This is a genomic window from Streptomyces sp. NPDC104814, assembly GCF_055583185.1.
Map to the genome: position 1 here is coordinate 125619 of NZ_JBVJOL010000001.1, position 23503 is coordinate 149121.

Genomic DNA, 23503 nt, shown 5'->3' on the forward strand with positions numbered 1-23503 from the left:
GGACGCGATCACCGGGCCTCGGCCTCGACCCGGCATCCGTCCTCCACAGAGTGCCCCGCGCCGTTGTCGTACGCGAGCCGTACTCTGGGCCCCATGCAGAGCGCGTCGGACAGGCAGGAGTACCCCGCCCACTGGGAGGCCGACGTGGTGCTGCGCGACGGCGGCACCGCGCGGATCCGCCCCATCACCGTCGATGACGCGGACCGCTTGGTCAGCTTCTACGAGCAGGTCTCGGACGAGTCGAAGTACTACCGCTTCTTCGCGCCCTACCCGCGTCTGTCCGCGAAGGACGTCCACCGCTTCACACACCACGACTTTGTGGACAGGGTGGGACTCGCGGCCACGATCGGCGGCGAGTTCATCGCAACCGTACGCTACGACCGGATCGGTCAGAACGGAATGCCCGCGTCCGCACCCGCCGACGAGGCGGAGGTCGCCTTCCTCGTCCAGGACGCCCACCAGGGCCGCGGCGTCGCCTCCGCACTGCTCGAACACATCGCCGCCGTCGCCCGCGAGCGCGGCATCCGCCGCTTCGCCGCCGAGGTCCTGCCCGCCAACAGCAAGATGATCAAGGTGTTCACGGACGCCGGGTACACCCAGAAGCGCAGCTTCGAGGACGGCGTGGTGCGCCTGGAGTTCGGCCTCGAGCCCACCGAGCGCTCCCTCGCGGTGCAGTACGCGCGCGAACAGCGCGCCGAGGGCCGCTCCGTGCAACGGCTGCTGATGCCCGGCTCGGTCGCCGTCGTCGGCACCGGACGCACCCCCGGCGGCGTCGGCCGCAGCATCCTCGCCAACCTCCGCGAGGGCGGCTACACCGGCCGTCTGCACGCCGTGAACCGCGCCTTCGGAGCCGACGTCACCGACATCGACGGCGTCCCCGCCCACCGCTCCGTGCGGGAGATCGAGGGACCGGTCGACCTCGCCGTCGTCGCCGTGCCCGCCGACCACGTGCCCCAGGTCGTCACCGAGTGCGGCGAGCACGGTGTGCAGGGACTCGTGGTGATCTCCGCCGGATACGCCGAGAGCGGCCCCGAAGGACGCGAGCGCCAGCGCGCACTCGTCCGCCAGGCACGCACGTACGGCATGCGGATCATCGGCCCCAATGCCTTCGGCGTCATCAACACCTCGGCGGACGTCCGGCTGAACGCCTCCCTGGCGCCGGAGATGCCGCGCCCCGGCCGCATCGGCCTGTTCGCCCAGTCCGGCGCCATCGGCATCGCCCTGCTCTCCCGGCTGCACCGGCGTGGCGGCGGCGTCACGGGCGTCACCGGCGTGTCGACGTTCGTCTCCTCCGGCAACCGCGCGGACGTCTCCGGCAACGACGTCCTGCAGTACTGGTACGACGACCCGGACACCGACGTCGCCCTGATGTACCTGGAGTCCCTCGGCAACCCGCGCAAGTTCACCCGCCTCGCCCGGCGCACCGCGGCCGCCAAACCCCTCGTCGTCGTCCAGGGCGCCGGATCCGCGCCCCAGGGACACGCCGTACGGGCGACACGCCTGCCGCACGCCACGGTGTCCGCGCTGCTGCGCCAGGCCGGCGTGATCCGCGTCGACACGATCACCGAACTGGTCGACGCCGGTCTGCTGCTGGCCCGCCAGCCGCTGCCCGCCGGCCCGCGCGTGGCGATCCTCGGCAACTCCGAGTCCCTCGGCGTGCTGACGTACGACCAGTGCCTGGCCGCCGGGCTGCGTCCGCACGTTCCGCTGGACCTCACCACCGCCGCCTCCGCGGAGGACTTCCGCGTGGCCCTGGCGCGGGCGCTCGCCGACGACACCTGCGACGCCGTCGTCGTGACCGCCATCCCGGCGATCGGCGAGGGCTCACCGGGCGACGCCGAGCTGGCGCAGGCGCTGCGCTCCGCGGCGGCGGCCGTGCCCGGCAAGCCGGTCCTGGTGGTCCACGTCGAGCTGGGCGGCCTCGCGGAGGCGCTCTCGGCTGCGGCGAGCACGGCGCCCCAGGCGGACACGCGCGTGCCGCTCACGGCGGGCCAGGGGGACGCACAGGGCTCGCCGACGCCAGAAGACGCGCATGCGGCGGCAGTCCCGGAAGACACACGGCCACCCGTCCCGCCCACCGGGACCGCATCCTCCGCCGAACCTCCGGCCACCGCCGAGTCACCGGCCCCCGCCGACGCCCCCGAGGACACCCACCTCATCCCCGCCTATCCCGCCGCCGAGCGGGCCGTACGGGCCCTGTCCGAGGCCGTCCGGTACGCCCAGTGGCGGCGCGAGGCCGCCGACCCCGGCAAGGTCCCCGAGTACGACGACATCGACGTCAAGGGTGCCGCCCGCCTGATCGACGCGCTGCTCGCGCGCGGACAGGGCCTCACCCTCTCCACCGAGGACACCTGCGAACTGCTCGGCCGCTACGGCGTCCACGTCCGCCGCGCCCTGCCCGCGCCCAGCCCCGACGACGCCGCCGAAGCCGCCCGCGCCCTCGGCTACCCGGTCGCCCTCAAGGCCACCGCCCCGCACCTCAGGCACCGCGCCGACCTCGGCGGCGTACGCCTCGACCTGGCCGACGAGGAGCAACTGCGCCGGGCGTACGCCGAATTGACCGACCTGTTCGGCAAGCCGGAGGAGCTGCGGCCGGTCGTCCAGGGCATGGCGCCGCGCGGCGTCGACACCGTCGTACGCGCGGTCATCGACCCGGCCGCCGGTGCCGTGCTGTCCTTCGGTCTCGCCGGAGCGGCCTCCCAGCTGCTCGGCGACATGGCGCACCGGCTCATACCGGTCACCGACCGGGACGCGACCTCCCTGGTCCGCTCGATCCGCACGGCCCCGCTGCTGTTCGGCTGGCGTGGCTCCACGCCAGTGGACACGCCCGCCCTCGAAGAGCTGCTGCTGCGGGTCTCCCGGCTGGTCGACGACCACCCCGAGGTCGTCGCGGTCACCCTGGAACCGGTCGTCGTCGCCCCGCACGGCCTGAGCGTGCTCGGGGCCTCCGTGCGCCTGGCGCCGCCCCCCGCCCGCGACGACCTCGGCCCCCGCACCCTCCCCGCGTACTGACGGCCCGCACGACCCCGGCCCGCACCCGCCCCCGGACCTCACCGCCCCCACAGCTCCCGGCCACCGCCCCCGGGCCCGCCCCCTCGCACCCGTCCACGGACCTCACCGCGCCCACAGGTCCCCTGCCCGGGCCACCGGGACCCCGTGACGGGTCCCTCGCAGTCAGTGGTCCCCCGTAGGATGGGGCCCATGGCCAAGACCAGTACGACGACCCAGGGGCTGCGTGCGGCGATCGAGCGCAGCGGCTACTACCCGGCCCTCGTGGCCGAGGCGGTGGAGGCCGCCGTGGGCGGCGAGCCCATCCGGTCGTACCTGGTCCACCAGGAGACCACCTTCGACCAGAACGAAGTGCGGCGGCACGTGACCGTGCTCGTCCTCACCGGCACCCGCTTCCTCGTCAGCCACACCGACGAGCAGAGCGCCGACAGCACGTCCCCGACCCCGTACGCCACGACGTCCACGGAGTCCGTCAAGATCGACCGGATCTCGTCGGTCGTGGTCAGCCGCGTCGTCGCCAACCCCGAGTCGTACACCCCGGGCACCCTGCCCCGCGAGGTCGTGCTGACCATCGGCTGGGGCGCCGTCTCCCGTATCGACCTGGAGCCGGCCGCCTGCGGCGACCCCAACTGCGACGCCGACCACGGCTACACCGGCAGCTCCACCGCGGACGACCTGAGCCTGCGCGTCAGCGAGGCGGGCGACGGACCGGAGACCGTCCGCCAGGCGCTCGCCTTCGCCCAGGCGATCTCCGAGGCCACGGCGGACATCACCCGCTGATGGTCCACATCGCCTGGGAACCGCACCCGGAACCCCTCGCCCTCGACTCCGCTCCCGTCCCCGAGTACGGCAGCGGTTCCCTGGCCGACGTGCTCCCCACCCTCGCCGCCGGCATGGGCGTGCCCGGCATGACCGCGGCCATCCCGGAGCTGACGGCAGCCGACCGGAACTGCGTCTTCCTCATCGACGGCCTCGGCTGGGAGCAGCTGCGGGCCCACCCCGACGAGGCGCCCTTCCTCACGTCCCTGATGGCGGCCTCCCGCGGCGGCACCGGCCGCCCGATCACCGCCGGCTACCCGGCCACCACCGCCGTCTCCCTCGCCTCCGTCGGCACCGGCCTGCCCCCGGGACGGCACGGCCTGCCCGGCTACACCGCCCGCAACCCTGCCACCGGCGAGCTGATGAACCAGCTGCGCTGGAACCCGTGGACCGACCCGCGCGCCTGGCAGCCGCATCCGACGGTCTTCCAGCTGGCCCAGCACGCGGGCGTGCACGCCGCGCAGGTGTCCTCGCCCACCTTCCAGAACACCCCGCTGACCAAGGTCGCCCTCAGCGGCGGCACGTTCCACGGACGCCTCACCGGTGAGGAGCGCATGGACCTGGCGGCCGAGCAACTGGCCGCCGCCGACCGCGCCCTCGTCTATACGTACTACGCCGAGCTGGACGGCTCCGGCCACCGCTACGGCGTCGCCTCCGACACCTGGCGCGGCCAGCTGATGTACGTCGACCGGCTCGCCCAGCGGCTGGCCGAGCAGCTGCCGCCGCGCAGCGCCCTGTACATCACGGCCGACCACGGCATGGTCGACATCGCGTTCGACGAGGACCACCGCATCGACTTCGACGAGGACTGGGAGCTGCGCGCCGGCGTCGCCCTGCTCGGCGGAGAGGGACGCGCCCGGCACGTGTACGCGGTCTCCGGCGCCGAGGACGACGTGCTCACCTGCTGGCGCGAGGTGCTCGGCGACCGGTTCTGGGTGGCGTCCCGGGACGAGGCGATCGCGGCCGGCTGGTTCGGCCCGCACATCGACGACCGGGTCTACGGGCGCATCGGCGATGTCGTGGCCGCCGCGCACGACGACGTGCTCCTCATCGCCTCCGAGCGGGAGCCCAACGAGTCCGCCATGGTCGGCAACCACGGCTCGATGACCCCTGCCGAGCAGCTGGTCCCGCTGCTCGAAGTACGCTCCTGAAGCCCTGAAGCCGCACCCGTCCCCGCGGCCGCAGCAAGTCCCGACGTCCTGCCGAAAGGTGCCCATCCCCCCATGCCCGAGCTGGTGTTCTTCTCCGGAACGATGGACTGCGGGAAGTCGACGCTGGCTCTGCAGATCGAGCACAACCGTTCCGCCCGCGGCCTGGTGGGCATGATCTTCACCCGTGACGACCGGGCCGGCGAGGGCAAGCTCTCCTCCCGCCTCGGGCTGGTCACGGACGCGGTGGAGGTCGTGGACGGCATGGACCTGTACGCCTATGTCGTCGACCACCTCTCGCACGGCGGGCGCGCGGACTACGTGATCGCGGACGAGGCGCAGTTCCTGGCGCCGGAGCAGATCGACCAGCTCGCGCGTGTCGTCGACGACCTGGAGCTCGACGTCTACGCCTTCGGCATCACGACGGACTTCCGCTCCAAGCTCTTCCCCGGCTCGCAGCGGCTCGTGGAGCTGGCCGACCGGGTGGAGGTGCTCCAGGTCGAGGCCCTGTGCTGGTGTGGCGCCCGCGCGACGCACAACGCGCGCACGGTGGGCGGCGTGATGGTCGTCGAGGGCGCCCAGGTAGTCGTCGGAGACGTCAACCGGTCGGCGGACGAGGTCGGCTACGAGGTGCTGTGCCGCCGCCACCACCGGCGCCGTATGACGGCCGCGACGGCCAACGCGGCGGCCCTGTCCCCGGACGTTCTGCCGGTCCCACCGGCCTGACCCGGCTGGCCCGCACCGGCCGGCTGCCCGCACCGCCTGGCCGCGCTGCTCGCCGGCCTTCCCGGCCCGCATCGCGCGGTCGTGCCCGTGCGGACTACGCGGGGTCGCCGTCCGGCGGCTGGAGCAGCGCGAAGCGCGCCCCTTCCGGGTCGGACACCTGCGCCATGCGCCCGAACGGGCTGCTGCGCACCGCGCCGAGGACATGGCCGCCCAGCTCGGTGACCCGGGCGAGCGCCGCGTCCGCGTCGGCCACCTGGAAGTACGTCATCCAGTGCGGGCCCCGGTCGCGCGGCAGCGCGTGCCCAACGCCGCGGATGCCGGCGACCGCCCGGCCGCCGACGCGCAGGACCACGCGGTCCTCGTCGGCGGAGGCCCGCGGCTCCTCCTCGTAGCCGAACACCGTCTCGTAGAACTTGGCGATGTTCTCCGTCTCGAAGGTCACCAGCTCGTTCCAGACGGGCGTGCCGGGCACGCCGGTGAGGCCGGTGCCGAGATGGGCCGAGGCCTGCCAGATCCCGAACACCGCGCCGGACGGGTCGGAGCCGATCGCCATCCGGCCCGCCTCGGCGGCGTCCAGCGGGCCGACGCCGATGGTGCCGCCGCACAGCCGGGCCGTCTCGGCGCTGATGTCCACGTCGTCGGAGGCCAGGTAGGGCGTCCAGGCGATGGGCAGATGACGGTCGGGCGGCAGCTGTCCGATGCCGGCCACCTCATGGCCGTCGAGAAGGGCCCGGACATACGGGCCGAGTTGCTGCGGGCCCGGCTGGAACTCCCAGCCGAACAGCTCCGAGTAGAACTCCTGGGTCGTGGCGACCCCGTGCACCATCAGACTCACCCAGCAGGGTGTTCCCGGCGCGTACCGGGCGTGCGCCGCACCGTTCCGGTCGGCCGACCCGCCTGCCTCGGTCATCGTCACTCTCTTCTCGGCCCCTCGCGGTGGCCGTGTCCCATTCCGCTCACCGGACGCGTGCGGGGTACGCACACCAGCCGCGGCCGGGCCCGCCCCGCGCGGTACGGGGCGGTCGGTACGTCGGGCTGTGCCCGGAGCGCGGTGTCCCGCGCGTCGCGTGTACCGGCGGCGGGTGTCGATGGATGGTACGGCATGTGCTCGATCCCGTACGCATGGTGACCGAGCCTGTCCGGCCGAGCAGAGTAGCCGGACCGGGACGACGCGGCCACCCTGTGCGCAAGGATGGGGGTCATGAACGCCATCATCTCCGCATCCGAACTCGCTGGTGAGCTGACCGGCGAGAACCCGCCGGTCCTGCTGGACGTCCGCTGGCAGCTGAGCACGGCCAAGGCGGCCGGCGAGCCTCCGTTCGACGGCCGCGCCGAGTACGAGGACGGACACATCCCCGGTGCCGTCTTCATCGACCTGGACGGCGAGTTGGCCGCCGCCCCCGGCCCGGCGGGCCGCCACCCGCTGCCCGACCTCGACGTCTTCGGTACCGCGATGCGCAGCGCCGGCGTGTCCGCGTCGCGGCCCGTGGTCGTGTACGACGGCGGGCAGGGCTGGGCGGCGGCACGCGCGTGGTGGCTGCTGCGCTACACGGGTCACCCGGATGTGAGGGTCCTCGACGGCGGGTTGACGGCGTGGCAGGGCGAGTTGGAGACGGCGGTGCCGCAGCCGCCGGAGGGCGACTTCGAGCCGGTTGCCGGAGCCGTGCGGCTGCTGGACGCGGACGCGGCGGCCGCGCTCGCCCGCTCCGGTCTGCTGCTCGACGCCCGGGCGGGGGAGCGGTACCGGGGCGAGGTGGAGCCCATCGACCGGATCGGCGGCCACATCCCGGGCGCCGTCTCCGCGCCGACGACGGACAACGTCGGTCCCGACGGCTGCTTCCTGCCCGCGGAGGAGCTCGGCGCCCGTTTCAAGGACCTCGGAGCCGCCGACGACACCGAGGTAGGGGTCTACTGCGGCTCGGGCGTCTCCGCGGCGCACGAGGTGCTGGCGCTGGCCGTGGCGGGCATCCCGGCGGCCCTGTACGTCGGTTCGTGGTCGGAGTGGTCGTCGGACCCCGACCGGCCGGTAGCGGTGGGCCCGGACCCGCAGTGACCACCCAGCGCCCGGGGCGGGGGCCCTCCGCCCCGGGTCGCGCGCGACTCGGCGGACACGCACGCACGCGTGAAGCCCGGGCACGCACGCGCGCGTGAAACCCGGGCAGGCACGCCCGCGTGCGGCTAAGCACGCATACCCGCACGTGCAGAGTGCCGACGCCGGGCGCAGGTCCGCTGCCCCGCCGGAGCGTTCACACGCGCGTGCGGGCATGTCGTCCTACCGCGCACCTCGTGGGCGCGGCGCGAGCGGTCCAGCTCCTGGGCCGTACCGCCGGGCCCCTACCGCCGGGCCCTACCGCCCGAGACGCCCGCGCGACCGACGTCGTACCGCCGCCCGGGCGCCGTACACCGGGGCGGGGCGGTCACGTCGTCCACGGGGCCGCGGCCCCGCTCCCGCGGGCTACTCCTGCTTCTTGCGTCGCGTGCCGAAGACGATCTCGTCCCAGCTCGGTACCGCCGCGCGGCGGCCGGGGCGGACGCCGTCGGCCTCGGCCTGGCGGTCGGTCGCACCGATCAGGCGGTCCCGGTGGCTGCCGACGGAGCGCGGCATGAGGACGTCCGCGTAGGCGGACCCGGCACCGGCCGAGGCGGCGGGCGCGGGCGGCTCCTCCGCCGCGGGCTCGGCGTCCGGCTCGTCGTCGTCCGGTTCCTCGGACGACGAGCGCTCCGGCACCACCAGATCGCCCCGGAAGCTCGGCACCGCCTCCAGCAGGCTGGTCAGCGAGTCGCGTTCGCCGGCCGTGCTCTCCTCGGCCGGCTCCGACGCCTGCGCGGGCAGGCTCGGCCGCTCCCGGTCGAGCGAACGGTCCAGTGCGCGGTCCAGTGCGCGGTCCAGCGGACGGTCCCGCGGCAGACGGGCGATGCGGGGGACGAAGGGGAAGCTGGGCTCCGGCGGGGCGAGGTCGTCGGACTCGCCGATGAGGGAGCGCGCCTCGTCGTCGACCGCCTGCACGAGCCGCCGCGGCGGGTCGTACGTCCAGCTCGCCGAGTGGGGTTCGCCGGCCACGCGGTAGACCAGCAGCACCTCCCACGTGCCGTCGTCGCGGCGCCAGGAGTCCCACTGCACGGTGTCCTTCTCGGCGCCGCGCAGCAACAGCCGCTCCTGCACGGCCTCGCCGAGCAGCGGCCCGGCGTTCTCGCCGGGGCGGCGGACGGGTGTCTTGCGTGCCCGCTCGGCCATGAAGGCACGCTCGGCGAGGACGGGGCCCTCGAACCGGCGTACGCGGTCGACGGGGATGCCGGCCATCTGCGCGACCTCTTCCGCCGTCGCGCCGGCGCGTATACGCGCCTGGATGTCGCGGGGGCGGAGATGGCTCTCCACCTCGATCTCGATCTGGCCGAGGCGGGGACGGTCGCCGCGCACGGCGGCCCGGAGCCGTTCGTCGATCGGAAGCGTGTACTCCGTGCTGTCCGCAGCCTTCAGCACCAGCCGTGTGCCGTCATTGGAGACGGCCACGACACGCAGTTCGGGCATGGGGACCTCCCGGGTGGTGCCTGCCGACGTCACGTGCGTCGCTGCTTCCGCTAGTCGAGTGTGGCCTGCCCGGGTGCAGCCTGCCACAACCTTGCCGAGTTGCCCGGCGTGTCGGGCACGGGCCCTGGATCGCCGTTATGGCACGGTTACCTATTCGCCACGCTGAGTGACCAACCCTGTCACCCTGTGCAACAAGCCCCCCTCCCGGCGGTCCAGCAAGGCCCCGGACATCCTGGCGGGAGACCGGGCCCAGGGCTCGCAACAGTACTCCATTCGGGCCATGCGCGTGGATTGGCGCGCCGCTCAACTTCTGGCAAGAGGTGGGACTTGGCCGCCGGTAACCGGTTTTCGCGATCTTGAACGTGGCGTACTTCACGCAATCAGCAGAAACGGAACTATTGGTTTCGTTCGTACGTCCCTTTGTCGTGCAGTTGGTCGATCAAGCAGGAAAAGTCGATCACGTACGAGAATGAGAGGGAACGGACAGGTGACGCAGAGGCAGGACAAGAAGCGCATCGACCTGAGTCTCCCTCAGGTGGCGGGCAGCGCCGTGGCCGCCGTGGTGGCCGCCAAACTCGCCTCCTCCTTCGGCGTCTACGGCACGATCCTCGGCGCCGGGGTGGTCAGCATCATCGCCACCTGCGGCGGAACGGTCTTCCAGCACTTCTTCAAGCACACCGGCGAGCAGTTGCGCACGGTGACGGTGCCGGGCCGCCCGAGGGAGCGGTCCCGGCCGCCGGCGCCCGGTGAGTACACCCAGGGCACGGTCTACCGGGCGCGGGTCAAGAGCTGGCGACGGCCGCTCGTCGCGGCCGCGGTGGTCTTCGGCGTGACGATGGCCGGCGTCACCGCCTTCGAACTCGTCTCCGGCAGCAGCTTCAGCGGCGGCACGGGTACGACCGTCAGTCATGCGTTCACCGGCCGGGACGCCTCCTCGCCGGCCACGCGGTCCCCGTCCTCGGGCCCGGGGGACGACGGCGCCGGCTCGCCTTCGGGGGCGCCGCCGGCGGACGGCGGCACCGCGCCGAGCGGGGCACCCTCCGCCTCCGGCGGTACGACGCCGGGTGCGACCTCCGGTACGACGCCGACGCCGACCCCGAGCGGCGGCGCCACGCAGGACGGCTCGGCCGGCACCGGCGCCACGCCCGGCGCGTCCGCGACGGCTACGCCCCCAGCACCCGGCGCAGATAGTCGTTCTGGAAGCGCCGCTGCGGATCCAACCGGTTCCGCAGCGCCGTGAACTCGCCGAAGCGCGGATACACCTGCGAGAAGTACGCGGCGTCCCGGGTGTGCACCTTGCCCCAGTGCGGCCGGCCCTCGTGCGCGGTGAAGATCCGCTCGGCCTCCGTGAAGTACCGCTGGTAGGGGGTGCCCCGGAACATGTGCACGGCGATGTAGGCGCTGTCGCGGCCGGACGCGGTGGAGAGGGTGATGTCGTCGGCCGGGGCGGTGCGCACCTCGACGGGGAAGCTGACGCGCAGGCCCGAACGGTCCACCATCGCCTTCAGCTCGCGCAGCGCCCCGGTCAGGGCCGCGCGCGGAACGGCGTACTCCATCTCCACGAACCGCACCCGGCGCGGTGAGGTGAAGACCTTGTAGGGGATGTCGGTGTAGGTCCGCGCGGACAGGGCCTTGCTGGAGATCTGCGCGATCGCCGGGATCGCGGCGGGCGCCGCCCGGCCCACCCAGTTGGCCACCTGGAACACGCCGTTGGAGAGGAACTCGTCCTCGATGAAGCCCTTGACCGGGCTCACCGGCCGGGCCGGGCCCGCGCTGCGGTTGTTGCGCTTGGTGTTGGTGCTGCCGGTGTGCGGGAACCAGTAGAACTCGAAGTGCTCGTTCTCGGCCCACAGTTCGTCGAAGTCGGCGAGCACCCGATCCAGCGGCATCGGCTCCTCGCGCGCGGTCAGCAGGAAGACCGGCTCGACCGCGAAGGTGATCGCCGTGACGATGCCGAGGGCGCCGAGGCCGATCCGGGCGGCGGCGAAGACCTCGGGGTTCTCTTTCTCGGAGCAGGTGAGCACCGAGCCGTCGGCCGTCACCAGTTCCAGTCCCTTGATCTGCGCGGCGATCGAGGCGGAGTCGCGGCCCGTGCCGTGCGTGCCGGTGCTGGTGGCGCCGGAGACGGTCTGCTCCATGATGTCGCCCATGTTGGTGAGCGACAGCCCCTCGCGCGCGAGCGCCATGTTGAGTCTCTTGAGCGGGGTGCCGGCCTCCACCGTGACGGTCCCGGCCGCACGGTCGATGGTGCGTATACCGGTCAACAGTTGAGGGCGTATCAACACGCCGTCGGTCGCCGCGATCGACGTGAAGGAGTGGCCCGTACCGACGGCCTTCACCGTCAGACCGTCCTCGCCGGCACGCCGCACCGCGGCGGCCAGCTCGTCGACGGAGGCGGGCGTGACCTCCCGCGCGGGGCGGGCCGAGACATTGCCGCCCCAGTTACGCCACGTGCCGTTCTTCCCGCTCGCTGTGCTGCTCAACGGTGCCTCCCCGACGCGGAACCGGCCTGCTGAGCCGGCGGTACCCGAGGAAACCGACCGCCACCGCGACCGCTCCGGACACCGCCGGAACCCCGTACCCGGCACTCGCGCCGGCCGAGTCGATCACCCAGCCGGCCACCGAGGAGCCGAGCGCGACCCCGACCGCGAGCCCGGTGCTCACCCAGGTCATGCCCTCGGTCAGATGCGCGCGTGGTACGTGCTCCTCGATGAGGGCCATCGTCGTGATCATCGTCGGAGCGATGGACAGGCCCGCAAGGAAGAGCGCCGCGGCCAGAAACGGCAGGTTTCCGACCAGTAGGAGGGGGATCATACTCACGCCCATGGCGCACACGCCCAGCAGCCAGCGGCGGGCGGGCGGCCCGGTGAAGCGCAGCAGACCGAACACGATCCCGGCGACGCACGACCCGGCCGCGTACAGCGCCAGGACGACGCTCGCCGCGCTCTTGTGGCCCTGCTCGTCGGCGAAGGCCACGGTGACGACGTCGACCGAGCCGAAGATCGTGCCGGTGGCCGCGAAGGTCGCCACCAGCACCTGCAGCCCCTTCGCGCGCAGCGCCGAGCCGCCGCCGTGCTGCTCGCGCGGGTGCGGCGCGGGCTCGGTCGCCCGCTGCGCGGTCAGCCAGAAGACGCCGACGGCGAGGCAGCACGCGGCGAGCAGCGGACCCGCCTCCGGGAACCAGGCCGTGGACAGGCCGATGGAGATGATCGGCCCGAAGATGAAGCACACCTCGTCCACCACGGACTCGAAGGAGTACGCGGTGTGCAGCTTCTCGGTGCCCCGGTACACCTCGGCCCATCGGGCCCGGATCATCGCGCCGAGGCTCGGCACGGTGCCGATGCCCACCGCGCACACGAACAGCAGCCAGTCCGGCCAGTGGAAGTGGGCGGTCAGCAGCAGCCCGGCCGCCCCGGCGAGCGTGACCAGCGTCGCCGGGCGCAGCACCCTGCGCTGCCCGTACTGGTCGACCAGCCGTGAGATCTGCGGACCCAGCACCGCGGCGGCCAGCGCGATCGTCGCCGACAGCCCGCCCGCGAGGCCGTAGCGGCCGGTCAGCTGCGAGATCATCGTGACGACGCCGATGCCCATCATCGACAGCGGCATCCGGCCGACGAAGCCCGCGGCGGAGAAGCCCTTGGAGCCGGGAGCGGCGAACAGGGCGCGGTAGGGGCTGGGCACGTGGTCTCCGGGGTCCGGAACGGCCGGGGGAGGGGCCGTGTGAGTGGGTGGCGCCTCCGTAAGGTGCGAGGGCAGCCGCTACAGCTTACGAGTCAGGGCGTCCTCACGCACACGAGCAACCAGGCCGCCGGAGCGCAGGCCGACGCCCCGGTCACCCGTCGTTTCCCCGCTGTCAGTGACGGGTGGCAGGATCGACCTCATGCCAGACGTGCTCGATGCCAGCCCCTACGACGCCCTGCTCCTGCTCTCGTTCGGCGGCCCGGAGGGCCCGGACGACGTGGTTCCGTTCCTGGAGAACGTGACGCGCGGCCGCGGTATCCCGACCGAACGCCTCAAGGAAGTCGGGCAGCACTACTTCCTGTTCGGCGGGGTGAGCCCGATCAACGACCAGAACCGCGCCCTGCTGGAGGCCCTGCGCAAGGACTTCGCCGAGCACGGCCTGGACCTGCCGGTCCACTGGGGCAACCGCAACTGGGCGCCGTACCTCACGGACACCCTGCGCGAGATGGTCCGCGACGGCCACCGCCGCATCCTCGTCCTGGCCACCAGCGCCTACGCCTCCTACTCGGGCTGCCGGCAGTACCGCGAGAACCTCGCCGACGCCCTGGCGACCCTGGAGGCCGAGGGCCTGGAGCTGCCGAAGATCGACAAGCTGCGGCACTACTTCAACCACCCCGGCTTCGTCGAGCCCATGATCGACGGTGTGCTGGAGTCCCTCGCCGACCTCCCCGAGGAGGTCCGCGCCGGCGCCCACATCGCCTTCACCACCCACTCCATCCCGACCGCGGCCGCCGACACCTCGGGACCGGTCGAGGACCACGGCGACGGCGGCGCCTACGTCAGGCAGCACCTGGACGTCGCGCAGCTGATCGCCGACGCCGTCCGCGAGCGCACCGGCCTCGACCTCCCCTGGCAGCTCGTCTACCAGTCCCGCTCCGGAGCCCCGCACATCCCGTGGCTGGAGCCCGACATCTGCGACCACCTCGAGGAGCGCAGGGCCGCCGGGGCCTCGGCGGTCGTCATGGCCCCCATCGGCTTCGTCTCCGACCACATGGAGGTCCTCTACGACCTCGACACGGAGGCCAAGGCCAAGGCGGAGGAACTGGACCTGCCGGTGCGCCGCTCGGCCACCGTCGGCGCCGACCCGCGGTTCGCCGCCGCGGTCCGCGACCTCGTCCTGGAGCGCGCCCGGGCCGAGCGCGGCCAGGAGGTCACGCCGTGCGCGCTGGGCGCCCTGGGCCCGAGCCACCAGCTGTGCCCGGTGGGCTGCTGCCCGTCCCGGGCCCCGCGTCCCGCGGCCGCGGGCGCCGACAGCCCCTACGCGTGAGGAGAGCCGTGACCGACCCCCTGCACGTGGACCTGCTCAGGCTCGCCCGGGAGGCCGCCCACCGGGCCGGCACCCTGCTGCGCGACGGCCGGCCGGCCGACCTCTCGGTCGCCGCGACCAAGTCGAGCGACGTCGACGTCGTCACCGAGATGGACATCGCCGCCGAGAAGCTGATCACCGGGCTGATCTCCGAGCGCCGCCCCGAGGACGCCTTCCTCGGCGAGGAGGGCGGCACCACCGAGGGCAGCTCCGGCATCCGCTGGGTGATCGACCCGCTCGACGGCACGGTGAACTACCTCTACGGCCTGCCGACATGGGCGGTCTCCATCGCCGCCGAGCAGGACGGCGAGACGGTGGTCGGTGTCGTCGCCGCCCCGATGCGCGGGGAGACGTACCACGCGGTGCGCGGCGGCGGGGCGTGGGCCACCGGCTCCTGGGACGGCGAGCGCCGGCTGACCTGCCGTGCGGCGGCGCCCCTGGAGCAGGCCCTGGTCTCCACCGGCTTCAACTACGTGGCCGACGTCAGGGACCACCAGGCCGAGGTCGTCCGCCGGCTGGTCCCGCTCGTGCGGGACATCCGCCGCGGCGGCTCCGCCGCGATCGACCTGTGCGACGTCGCCGCGGGCCGTCTCGACGGCTACTACGAGCGGGGGCTGCACCCGTGGGACTTCCGCGCCGGTGACCTGATCGCCCGGGAAGCGGGCGCCATGACCGGTGGACGGCCCGGAGAGCCCCTCTCGGGCGACCTGACGATCGCTGCCACTCCCGCCGTCTTCGAGCCCCTCCAGCGGCTCCTGGAGGACTTCGGCGCCTGGCACGACTGACGAGGCTCCGGCTCTCGCGGGCACCCCGGCCCCCACAAGCAGCAGGACCCGGTGCTGGATTCACCGGGTCCTGCTGGGGGGTCGTGCCACGGGCTGGTCAGACGCCGGACAGGCCGACTTCCACGCCATGTTCGGCGGCCAGGCGGCGCAGGTCGTCGAGCTCGCCCTGCTCCACGTCGATGAGGAAGTCGTCGCCTTCGTCACGAGCCCGCGACAGGTCGGACTCGGTTGCCCTTATGCGCTGCAGAAGTCCTGCGGTGAAAGCGTCCATGCTGCGCCCCCTCGTCCTGGGTCGTGGGTCGATGGCACGGGGGTGTGCCGGGTCGGGAAGGGGCGATCACGTCTTTCGCGGGTGCCCAGCGCTGCCCTGCTGGGCGGCGACGGTGCCGGACACCCACGCCCGCTCTGCGGAAGCGGCCTGTCATGCCGCATGGTGCTGCGGCACAAGCAGAGCGTGATCGCGGGGTGTAAAGCCGTCCTCCCCCTGCGGACATCCGGGGAAACCTCGGCGAGCCGATAAATCTTCCCGCGACCGCATGTGGCTGCATATGCCTCCGGCGGTGGCCGGAATCCGACGGGCCGGGGCCGGCGGGGCCGGTGGGGCTGGAGAGGCCGGGCCGGAGCCGCCGAGCAGCGGGTGCTGCATACCCCTCGCACCGGCCCTCGTACCGGTGGGCCGGGACGGTGACCATAGGGGCCGAGCGGTGCCTTACAACCGGTTTATGGGCCAACGCGGCAGGATGGAGGCGTAGACCCCGGTACGGATTCCGCCTGTGTGCGCCGATGCGGCGTGCCCCGGCGGCTTTGAGGAAGGACAAGCGACGTGCGCGTACTCGTCGTCGAGGACGAGCAGCTGCTCGCCGATGCGGTGGCCACCGGACTGCGCCGGGAGGCCATGGCGGTCGACGTCGTGTACGACGGTGCGGCCGCTCTGGAACGCATCGGCGTCAACGACTACGACGTGGTCGTCCTCGACCGCGACCTCCCGCTCGTGCACGGCGACGACGTCTGCCGCAAGATCGTCGAGCTGGGCATGCCCACGCGCGTGCTGATGCTCACCGCCTCCGGCGACGTCAGCGACCGCGTGGAGGGCCTGGAGATCGGCGCCGACGACTACCTGCCCAAGCCGTTCGCGTTCAGCGAGCTGATCGCACGCGTGCGTGCGCTCGGCCGGCGCACCAGTGTGCCGCTGCCGCCGGTCCTGGAGCGGGCCGGCATCAAGCTCGACCCCAACCGCCGCGAGGTCTTCCGGGACGGCCGCGAGGTGCAGCTCGCGCCCAAGGAGTTCGCCGTCCTGGAGGTGCTGATGCGCAGCGAGGGCGCCGTGGTCTCCGCCGAGCAGCTGCTGGAGAAGGCCTGGGACGAGAACACCGACCCGTTCACCAACGTGGTGCGCGTGACGGTGATGACGCTGCGCCGCAAGCTGGGCGAGCCGCCGGTGATCGTCACCGTGCCCGGCTCGGGTTACCGGATCTGATCGACGTGACGGCCACCCCCGCGCCTCCCCAGGCGCCACCGAAGCCCACCTGGGATCCCCGACGGCCGCAGCCCCTGTTCCCGTGGCTGCGTCCGACCATCCGGATACGGCTGACGCTGCTCTACGGCGGCATGTTCCTGATCGCCGGCATCCTGCTGCTGTCGATCATCTACCTGCTCGCCGCACAGGCACTGAACGTGGGCAGCGAGCTGCCGTTCAAGATCACCAGCGGCAGCGTCACCAGCAACGTCTGCAACCTGCCGGACAAGGCGTCGCCCGACGTCTTCAACAGCGCCATGAACACCTGCGTCAACGAGCAGCGCCAGCACGCCCTGGACAGCCTGCTCAGCCGCTCCCTGCTGGCCCTGCTGGGCCTCGCGGTGATCGCGTTCGCGTTCGGGTACGCGATGGCAGGCCGGGTGCTGTCGCCGCTGGGCCGGATCACCCGCACCGCGCGTGCGGTGGCCGGATCGGACCTCTCCCGCCGGATCGAGCTGGACGGCCCCGACGACGAGCTGAAGGAGCTCGCCGACACCTTCGACGACATGCTGGAGCGCCTCCAGCGGGCCTTCACCGCCCAGCAGCGCTTCGTGGGCAACGCCTCGCACGAGCTGCGCACGCCGCTGGCGATCAACCGCACGCTGCTCGAGGTGCACCTGTCCGACCCGCACGCGCCGGTGGAGCTGCAGCAGCTCGGCAAGACGCTGCTGGCCACCAACGAGCGCAGCGAACAGCTGGTAGAGGGTCTGCTGCTGCTCGCCCGCAGCGACAACCAGATCGTCGAGCGCAAGCCGGTCGACCTCGCCGAGGTCGCCTCGCAGGCCATCGACCAGGTGCGCGGCGAGGCCGAGTACAAGGGCGTGGAGCTGCGCGGCAAGCGCGAGCCGGCGGTCGTCCAGGGCAATGGTGTCCTGCTGGAGCGGATCGCCCTGAACCTGGTGCAGAACGCCGTGCGGTACAACGTCCCCGAGGGCGGCTGGGTCGAGGTCACCACGCAGACCGAGCACGGCCAGGCGGTCCTGGTGGTGTCCAACACCGGCCCGGTGGTCCCGGCGTACGAGATCGACAACCTCTTCGAGCCGTTCCGGCGGCTGCGCACCGAGCGCACGGGCAGCGACAAGGGGGTCGGCCTCGGCCTGTCCATCGTGCGGTCGGTGGCGCGGGCCCACGGCGGGCACATCACGGCGACGCCCCGCGAGGGGGGTGGGCTCGTCATGCGGGTCACGCTGCCGCTGTGAGACCCTCGCGACACACGCGGAGGATGTTCGCTTTGCGCGGAATTTTCCGGGCCCTCGTCCAACCCTCCGATGTGTGATCGATCACAAAGGCGATTTTCCGGCCATCTACTCTGAGTGATCATGAAGGTGGTCGGAAAGCCCGGAAAATCCGGGTTTTCAGGGGTCTTGATCACGGGAAGTACACGGTGGGACGCCTTTGAAGTGCGACATTCGGACCGTGTACGGTCCCGATCGCCATCCAAGCCGATCACTCTTGAGGTGTCCGGTTGGGTGTCGATTGAGTAACAGACCTTGATGTGAGGCAAAATCTCCGCCTCGAGGCGGGCACAAGTCCGGCCTCTCACGCGTTACGTGCGCTGGAGACACCGCAGACACCCAGAGGGGGAGAGCGACATGGCAACTGACTACGACACCCCACGCAAGACCGACGACGACGTCGATTCCGACAGCCTTGAGGAGCTGAAGGCCCGGCGCAACGACAAGTCGGCGTCGTCCGTCGACGTCGACGAGTTCGAGGCCGCAGAAGGCCTGGAACTTCCCGGAGCGGACCTCTCCAACGAGGAGCTGGCCGTCCGGGTGCTGCCCAAGCAGCAGGACGAGTTCACCTGCATGAGCTGCTTCCTGGTGCACCACCGCAGCCAGCTGGCCCGAGAGAAGAACGGCCAGCCGATCTGCCGCGACTGCGACTGAGGACGGGTCGGCCGTGACTGGCTCGACCCCTTCTCGGAAGCGCCGCTTCTCCCGAAGGGGAGCGGACCCGGGGCCGCTGGAAGGCCCCCACGGCGTGCGTGACGACGAGCGAGGCTCACCCCTTGCGTCCCCGACGGACGCGGCAGGGTCGGCCTCGCTCGAAGCCGCGGACGACCGGACCGGCCCGCGTGGCCGGACCGGGCGGATCACGCCCGTCGCCACAAGGCGGGCAGCGGCTGCCCGCACCAAGGTCACGGAGCTGGCCAGGACCAGCGCGAGCAAGGGCAAGGACCGTGCCCGCGCGGGCCTGAGCTACCTCGCCGACCGGATCATCGACCTCGCACCCCGCGTGCCCGTACGCGATCTCGCGACGCTGCGCGCGCAGTTCCCCGGCCTCGGTCCGGAGCAGCTGGCGGACAAGCTTGTGGCCGGCGCCACCAGAGCGACCGCGACGGTCGGAGCGGGAGTGGGCGCCGCGGCGATGCTGCCCGTGCCGCCCGCCATGCCGACCGAGCTGGCCGCCGAGATCACCGGCGTCGCGGCGATCGAGCTGAAGCTCATCGCCGAGCTGCACGAGGTCTACGGCGTACGACCGCCCGGTTCTCTCAAGGACCGCAGCGCGGTGTATCTGCGTTCCTGGTCCGGCGAGCGGGGCATCGACGTGACGAAGCCGTCGACCTTCGACGCGGCCCTCGGGGGCCGGATGAAGCGCGAGCTGCGCCAGCAGATCATGAAGCGCCTGGTGCGCGATCTGCCCAATCTGATGCCGTTCATGGTCGGCGCCGCGGTCGGCGCGGTCATGAACCGCCGCGAGACCCGCAGACTCGCCGGCCGTATCCGCACCGACCTGCGCAAGGTGCAGGTGCCCTGGGAGGCCCTGCCCGAGCTGCCGCCCCTGGAACAGCCGGAGAGGCCCCTGGCCATGGGTGAGCTCACCGAGGACCTGGAGAACTGAGCCAAGGGCCCTGCGGAGCGCACCTGCATCCCCGGGCCTTCCCGGGGTCTACCTGCATCCCCGGGCTCCCCGGGGCCCGCCTGGGTCCCCCCGGCCCCCGAGCCGCGGCCGAGGGCCCCTGGGAGGGCTACGAGCCCTGCTGGGCCTCCGCCTCCCGCGCCGCCGTCAGCGCCTCGGCCAGCCGCTCCGGCTCGCGCGTCGACAGGTACAGGTACGGCGTCGGGTCGGCCGGGTCCGTGACCTCGACCTTCAGGGCCTTCGGGATGTAGGCGCGCAGCAGCATGAACGCGCGCGTGTCCGCCTTGTAGGTGCGCCAGGCGCGCGCCTCCTCCGCGTCCAGGACCACCGCCTCGCCCAGCGCGGACACGGGGACCTTCGCCTCGCCGGCGATCAGGAAGCCGTTCACCACGCGGATGCGCAGCGAGCCGTACGCGCTGGCCACGACCGCCGACACGGCCGTACCGCCGACCAGGCCGCCGAGCGTCGGCAGCGTGCCGAAGGGCAGGAAGACCAGGGCGAGCGCGAGGCCCACGAGGAAGGAGACCAGCCACCACGTACGGGGGGCGGTGAGGCGTTCTTCGTAGGGGGTGGCGGGAAGCTGCATGGAGCCAAGCTTGGCACGGTCCGCGGACGTCCCCGCAATCAGGCGCCGCACCCCGCGCCCGCCCCGCCGGCGGCGGTGGCCGCCGGGCGCCGGGCGGGGCTGGCCGAGGGGGACGGGCGGGCGGGTAAGGTCTGCGCCTGTGAGTGGTACTTCCCCAGCTCTTCAGCCCCCGGCCGACGCCGCGCCACCCGTGCGGCATCCCGACGCTCCCGCACCCGGTGAGCTCCTCGGCGCGCACTACGAACAGTGTTTCGGCTGCGGCGGCGGGCAGGCGCACGGACTGCACCTCGCGGCCCGGGCAGGCGACGGCGTCAGCATCACCGCGGAGTTCACCGTGCAGCCCGCGCACCAGGGTGCGCCCGGCCTCGCCCACGGCGGCATCCTGGCCACCGCCCTCGACGAGACGCTGGGCTCGCTGAACTGGCTGCTGCGCACGATCGCCGTCACCGGACGGCTGGAGACCGACTTCGTGCGGCCGGTGCCGGTCGGGACCACGCTGTATCTGGAGGCCGAGGTCACGGCCGTGGCCGGACGGAAGATCTACTCCACCGCCACCGGCCGCATCGGCGGCCCCGACGGACCCGTCGCCGTGCGCGCCGACGCCCTCTTCATCGAGGTCAAGGTCGACCACTTCATCGACCACGGCCGCAAGGAGGAGATCCAGGCGGCCATGGACGACCCGGACCAGCTGCGCCGGGCCCGCGCCTTCGAGGTGAACCCGTGAGCCGCGAGCCGCTGCGGGTGCTCCTGCGCCGGATCGATCCGGACGTGCCGCTTCCGGAGTATGAGCACCCCGGGGACGCCGGGGCCGACCTGCGCACCACCGAGGCCTGCGAACTCGCCCCGGGTGAGCGCGCGGTGCTGCCCACCGGGGTGTCTGTGGCCCTGCCGGAGGGGTACGCGGCCTTCGTGCACCCGCGCTCCGGCCTGGCCGCCCGCTGCGGTGTCGCCCTGGTGAATGCCCCGGGGACGGTTGATGCCGGGTACCGTGGGGAGATCAAGGTGATCGTGGTGAATCTCGACCCGCGCGAGTCCGTGCGGTTCGAGCGCTTCGACCGGATCGCCCAACTGGTCGTCCAGCAGGTCGAGAGGGTCCGCTTCCAGGAGGTGGCGGAACTTCCCGACTCGGCACGGGCCGAGGGGGGCTTCGGGTCCACCGGGGGCCATGCCGCGGTGGGCGGTGAGAGCGGCACGAGCGGTCAGGTCGCCGAGGGCGGCCCGACGGGTGGGAATCGATACGCTTCGGTCGTATCCGACCGGGAAGGACAGTGACGTGTTCGGACGTCGCAATAAGAAGGGCGCCGCCGAGGACGCGGCCGGCGAGGCCGAGCAGGTCGTCGACAGCGTCGGCACCGAGGCGGACGAAGAGGGCGAGCGCGAGCGCGTACGGCTCGAGCCGGAGCCGCGGCCCGACGGGCCGTGGGACGTCTCCGAGGTGCGCGACCCGGCCGAGGGCCGCGTGGACCTCGGGGGTCTGTTCGTGCCGGGCGTCGACGGCATGGAACTGCGTGTGGAGGTCGCGGGCGACGCGATCGTCGCGGCGACCGTCGTCCTGCGCGACAGCGCGATCCAGCTGCAGGCCTTCGCCGCGCCCAAGCGCGAGGGCATCTGGGGCGAGGTGCGCGAGGAGATCGGCTCCGGCATCACCCAGCAGGGTGGCATCGTCGACGAGGTCGAGGGCCCGCTCGGCTGGGAGCTGCGCGCCCAGGTTCCGGTGCAGCTGCCCGACGGCACGGGCGGCTTCCAGGTTGTGCGGTTCGTCGGTGTGGACGGGCCCCGCTGGTTCCTGCGCGGTGTGATCTCCGGGCAGGGCGCGGTGCAGCCGCAGGCCGCCGGCCTGCTGGAGCAGATCTTCCGGGACACGGTCGTGGTCCGAGGCGAGGGGCCGATGGCACCGCGCGACCCGATCGTCCTGAAGCTGCCGAACGACGCGCAGATGGTGCCCGAGGGCGTGCAGCAGCAGGAGGAGGGCTCCCGCTTCTCCGGCGGCATGGGCCAGCTGCAGCGCGGACCGGAGATCACCGAGGTCCGCTAGACCGCCCGCTCGATCGAGCGACACCAGGGCCGCACCCCGCACCGGGGTGCGGCCCTTTCGCATGCGTGACCCCTTGACGGTCCATTGGTCCGTACCTATGGTCTCCGGCCAACGCCTGCGTTCATAAAGGCGCTCCACGTTCACATATTGGAACGGAGTCGCTATGCGTCGTGCCGCACTGCTCGCAGTGGTGGCCTCCCTGCTCCTGGGCGCCTTCACCGCGCCCGCCGCCCACTCCGCCCCCGCCTCCTTCGTCCACCCCGGCGTCACCGTCTCCCGCGGCCAGCTGGACTACGCCCGCACCCGGGTACTGGCCGGCGCGCAGCCCTGGAAGGGCGCCTTCGACCAGCTGCTGGCGAGCAAGTACGCCGATCCGAACCGCACCCCGAAACCCCGCGCGATCGTCGAGTGCGGCTCGTACTCCAACCCCGACCACGGCTGCACCGACGAACGCGAGGACGCCCTCGCCGCCTACACCGACGCGCTCGCCTGGTACGTCACCCGCGACGACCGGTACGCGAAGAAGGCCATCCAGCTCATGGACGCCTGGTCCGCGGTGATCCAGGACCACACCGACAGCAACGCACCCCTGCAGACCGGATGGGCCGGCTCCACGTGGCCGCGCGCCGCCGAGATCATCAAGTACACGTATCCGGGCGGCTGGCCGGGCGCCGGCCGCTTCGCCACCATGCTGCGCACCGTCTACCTGCCCGAGGTGATCAACGGCTCGAACTCCAACGGCAACTGGGAGCTGTCCATGATGGAGGCCGCGACCGGGATCTCCGTCTTCCTGGAGGACCGGACCTCGTACGACAGGGCCATGGCCGCCTTCCGGGCCCGGACCGCCGCCTACGTCTACCTTGCCTCCGACGGTGACCTGCCGAACACCGTCCCGGGCCAGCACCTCGACACCCGCGACAAGATCGTCAAGTACTGGCAGGGGCAGTCCACCTTCGTCACCGGCCTCACCCAGGAGACCTGCCGCGACTTCGTGCACACCGGTTACGGCATCTCCGCCATCTCCCACGTCGCCGAGACCAGCCGCATCCAGGGACAGGACCTCTACGGCACCGACGTCGGCGAACGGCTGCGCCAGGCACTGGGCTTCCAGTCCCGGTACGAACTGGGCACGGCCGTCCCCAGCTGGCTGTGCGGCGGTTCGCTCAAGCTCGGGCTGGGCCCGGTCACCGAGGTCGGGTACAACGCGCTGCACAACCGCCTCGGCGTCGCCATGACCAACACCCAGGCCCTGACCGAGCGCAACCGCCCGGCCGGCAGCAACAACCTCTTCGTGGCCTGGGAGACCCTCACCCACGGCGACAATCCCGCGTGAACCGCCGAGGGGGTCTCGTCCGATGAGGAAGTGAGAGCACGGAACGGGAGCGAGAAGCATTGAGGGACCGGGCGTCGGCTGGTGATACTGACGCCCGGCCCGCACACA

At 72.5% G+C, this 23503-nt stretch carries 22 protein-coding genes; 16 read left to right on the forward strand and 6 right to left on the reverse strand.

The window, feature by feature from the left end:
- Positions 1 to 93: 93 nt before the first annotated feature.
- The 4 genes from ACZ64A_RS00500 to ACZ64A_RS00515 all read left to right on the forward strand — a co-directional run bounded on the left by ACZ64A_RS00500 (position 94) and on the right by ACZ64A_RS00515 (position 5702).
- Positions 94 to 3012, forward strand: coding sequence for a bifunctional acetate--CoA ligase family protein/GNAT family N-acetyltransferase (locus ACZ64A_RS00500; protein ID WP_469807219.1), 2919 nt, complete (start codon positions 94 to 96; stop codon positions 3010 to 3012).
- A gap of 189 nt (positions 3013 to 3201) precedes the next feature.
- Positions 3202 to 3789, forward strand: coding sequence for a DUF5998 family protein (locus ACZ64A_RS00505; protein WP_361624968.1), 588 nt, complete (start codon positions 3202 to 3204; stop codon positions 3787 to 3789).
- Entirely contained in the window at positions 3789 to 4979 is a 1191-nt protein-coding gene (locus ACZ64A_RS00510; RefSeq protein WP_469807220.1) for an alkaline phosphatase family protein, read from the forward strand. Before ACZ64A_RS00505 ends, ACZ64A_RS00510 begins: the two co-directional genes overlap by 1 nt.
- Positions 4980 to 5051: 72 nt before the next feature.
- The gene (locus ACZ64A_RS00515; RefSeq protein WP_469807221.1) at positions 5052 to 5702 is read left to right on the forward strand and encodes a thymidine kinase; all 651 of its coding nucleotides are present in this window, start codon (positions 5052 to 5054) and stop codon (positions 5700 to 5702) included.
- A gap of 94 nt (positions 5703 to 5796) precedes the next feature.
- On the opposite strand, the gene ACZ64A_RS00520 is transcribed toward ACZ64A_RS00515, so the two are convergent.
- On the reverse strand, positions 5797 to 6612 hold the full coding sequence (locus tag ACZ64A_RS00520) for a VOC family protein (RefSeq protein ID WP_469807222.1): 816 nt from the start codon (positions 6610 to 6612) through the stop codon (positions 5797 to 5799).
- Positions 6613 to 6903: 291 nt separating this feature from the next.
- Between ACZ64A_RS00520 and ACZ64A_RS00525 the strand changes: the two genes are divergently transcribed.
- Positions 6904 to 7755: a sulfurtransferase gene (locus ACZ64A_RS00525; protein ID WP_469807224.1), complete on the forward strand. Its 852-nt coding sequence runs from the start codon at positions 6904 to 6906 to the stop codon at positions 7753 to 7755.
- A gap of 402 nt (positions 7756 to 8157) precedes the next feature.
- Here ACZ64A_RS00525 and sepH read toward each other — a convergent pair whose 3' ends face one another.
- Positions 8158 to 9231: a septation protein SepH gene (sepH, locus tag ACZ64A_RS00530; RefSeq protein WP_469807226.1), complete on the reverse strand. Its 1074-nt coding sequence runs from the start codon at positions 9229 to 9231 to the stop codon at positions 8158 to 8160.
- A 469-nt stretch (positions 9232 to 9700) separates the two neighbouring features.
- Here sepH and ACZ64A_RS00535 point away from each other — a divergent pair, with 469 nt between their 5' ends.
- Positions 9701 to 10471, forward strand: a complete 771-nt coding sequence (locus tag ACZ64A_RS00535; RefSeq protein WP_469807228.1) for a hypothetical protein — start codon at positions 9701 to 9703, stop codon at positions 10469 to 10471.
- On the opposite strand, the gene ACZ64A_RS00540 is transcribed toward ACZ64A_RS00535, so the two are convergent.
- Together ACZ64A_RS00540 and ACZ64A_RS00545 are read right to left on the reverse strand one after the other, a co-directional pair.
- The gene (locus ACZ64A_RS00540; RefSeq protein WP_469807229.1) at positions 10395 to 11714 is read right to left on the reverse strand and encodes a D-arabinono-1,4-lactone oxidase; all 1320 of its coding nucleotides are present in this window, start codon (positions 11712 to 11714) and stop codon (positions 10395 to 10397) included. The two genes, ACZ64A_RS00535 and ACZ64A_RS00540, sit on opposite strands and share 77 nt — an antisense overlap.
- A complete protein-coding gene (locus ACZ64A_RS00545) occupies positions 11674 to 12912 on the reverse strand; it encodes an MFS transporter (protein WP_469807230.1) in 1239 nt (412 codons plus the stop codon). The genes ACZ64A_RS00540 and ACZ64A_RS00545 overlap by 41 nt, the downstream gene beginning before the upstream one ends.
- A gap of 199 nt (positions 12913 to 13111) precedes the next feature.
- On the opposite strand from ACZ64A_RS00545, the gene ACZ64A_RS00550 reads away from it, so the two are divergent.
- Positions 13112 to 14239, forward strand: coding sequence for a ferrochelatase (locus ACZ64A_RS00550; protein ID WP_469807231.1), 1128 nt, complete (start codon positions 13112 to 13114; stop codon positions 14237 to 14239).
- An 8-nt stretch (positions 14240 to 14247) separates the two neighbouring features.
- On the forward strand, positions 14248 to 15063 hold the full coding sequence (locus tag ACZ64A_RS00555) for an inositol monophosphatase family protein (protein ID WP_469807232.1): 816 nt from the start codon (positions 14248 to 14250) through the stop codon (positions 15061 to 15063).
- 97 nt (positions 15064 to 15160) lie between these two features.
- Here the strand turns inward: ACZ64A_RS00555 and ACZ64A_RS00560 are convergent, their stop codons facing one another.
- On the reverse strand, positions 15161 to 15334 hold the full coding sequence (locus ACZ64A_RS00560) for a hypothetical protein (protein WP_361624935.1): 174 nt from the start codon (positions 15332 to 15334) through the stop codon (positions 15161 to 15163).
- A gap of 552 nt (positions 15335 to 15886) precedes the next feature.
- Here ACZ64A_RS00560 and ACZ64A_RS00565 point away from each other — a divergent pair.
- The 4 genes from ACZ64A_RS00565 to ACZ64A_RS00580 all read left to right on the forward strand — a co-directional run bounded on the left by ACZ64A_RS00565 (position 15887) and on the right by ACZ64A_RS00580 (position 19423).
- On the forward strand, positions 15887 to 16540 hold the full coding sequence (locus ACZ64A_RS00565) for a response regulator transcription factor (protein ID WP_010353034.1): 654 nt from the start codon (positions 15887 to 15889) through the stop codon (positions 16538 to 16540).
- 5 nt (positions 16541 to 16545) lie between these two features.
- Positions 16546 to 17778: a sensor histidine kinase gene (locus tag ACZ64A_RS00570; RefSeq protein ID WP_469807233.1), complete on the forward strand. Its 1233-nt coding sequence runs from the start codon at positions 16546 to 16548 to the stop codon at positions 17776 to 17778.
- Positions 17779 to 18171: 393 nt separating this feature from the next.
- On the forward strand, positions 18172 to 18468 hold the full coding sequence (locus tag ACZ64A_RS00575) for a DUF4193 domain-containing protein (RefSeq protein WP_043504706.1): 297 nt from the start codon (positions 18172 to 18174) through the stop codon (positions 18466 to 18468).
- A 13-nt stretch (positions 18469 to 18481) separates the two neighbouring features.
- Complete coding sequence (locus ACZ64A_RS00580) at positions 18482 to 19423, forward strand: hypothetical protein (RefSeq protein ID WP_469807234.1); 942 nt, start codon at positions 18482 to 18484, stop codon at positions 19421 to 19423.
- Positions 19424 to 19550: 127 nt separating this feature from the next.
- Here the strand turns inward: ACZ64A_RS00580 and ACZ64A_RS00585 are convergent, their stop codons facing one another.
- Positions 19551 to 20027: a DUF3093 domain-containing protein gene (locus ACZ64A_RS00585; RefSeq protein WP_469807235.1), complete on the reverse strand. Its 477-nt coding sequence runs from the start codon at positions 20025 to 20027 to the stop codon at positions 19551 to 19553.
- Positions 20028 to 20166: 139 nt separating this feature from the next.
- Here ACZ64A_RS00585 and ACZ64A_RS00590 point away from each other — a divergent pair, with 139 nt between their 5' ends.
- From ACZ64A_RS00590 to ACZ64A_RS00605, 4 genes are all read left to right on the forward strand, one after another.
- Complete coding sequence (locus ACZ64A_RS00590; protein WP_469807237.1) at positions 20167 to 20751, forward strand: PaaI family thioesterase; 585 nt, start codon at positions 20167 to 20169, stop codon at positions 20749 to 20751.
- Positions 20748 to 21299, forward strand: coding sequence for a dUTP diphosphatase (gene dut, locus ACZ64A_RS00595; protein WP_469807238.1), 552 nt, complete (start codon positions 20748 to 20750; stop codon positions 21297 to 21299). Before ACZ64A_RS00590 ends, dut begins: the two co-directional genes overlap by 4 nt.
- A gap of 1 nt (position 21300) precedes the next feature.
- A complete protein-coding gene (locus ACZ64A_RS00600) occupies positions 21301 to 22062 on the forward strand; it encodes a DUF3710 domain-containing protein (RefSeq protein WP_469807240.1) in 762 nt (253 codons plus the stop codon).
- Between the two features lie 163 nt (positions 22063 to 22225).
- Positions 22226 to 23395: an alginate lyase family protein gene (locus ACZ64A_RS00605; RefSeq protein ID WP_469807241.1), complete on the forward strand. Its 1170-nt coding sequence runs from the start codon at positions 22226 to 22228 to the stop codon at positions 23393 to 23395.
- Positions 23396 to 23503: the final 108 nt, after the last annotated feature.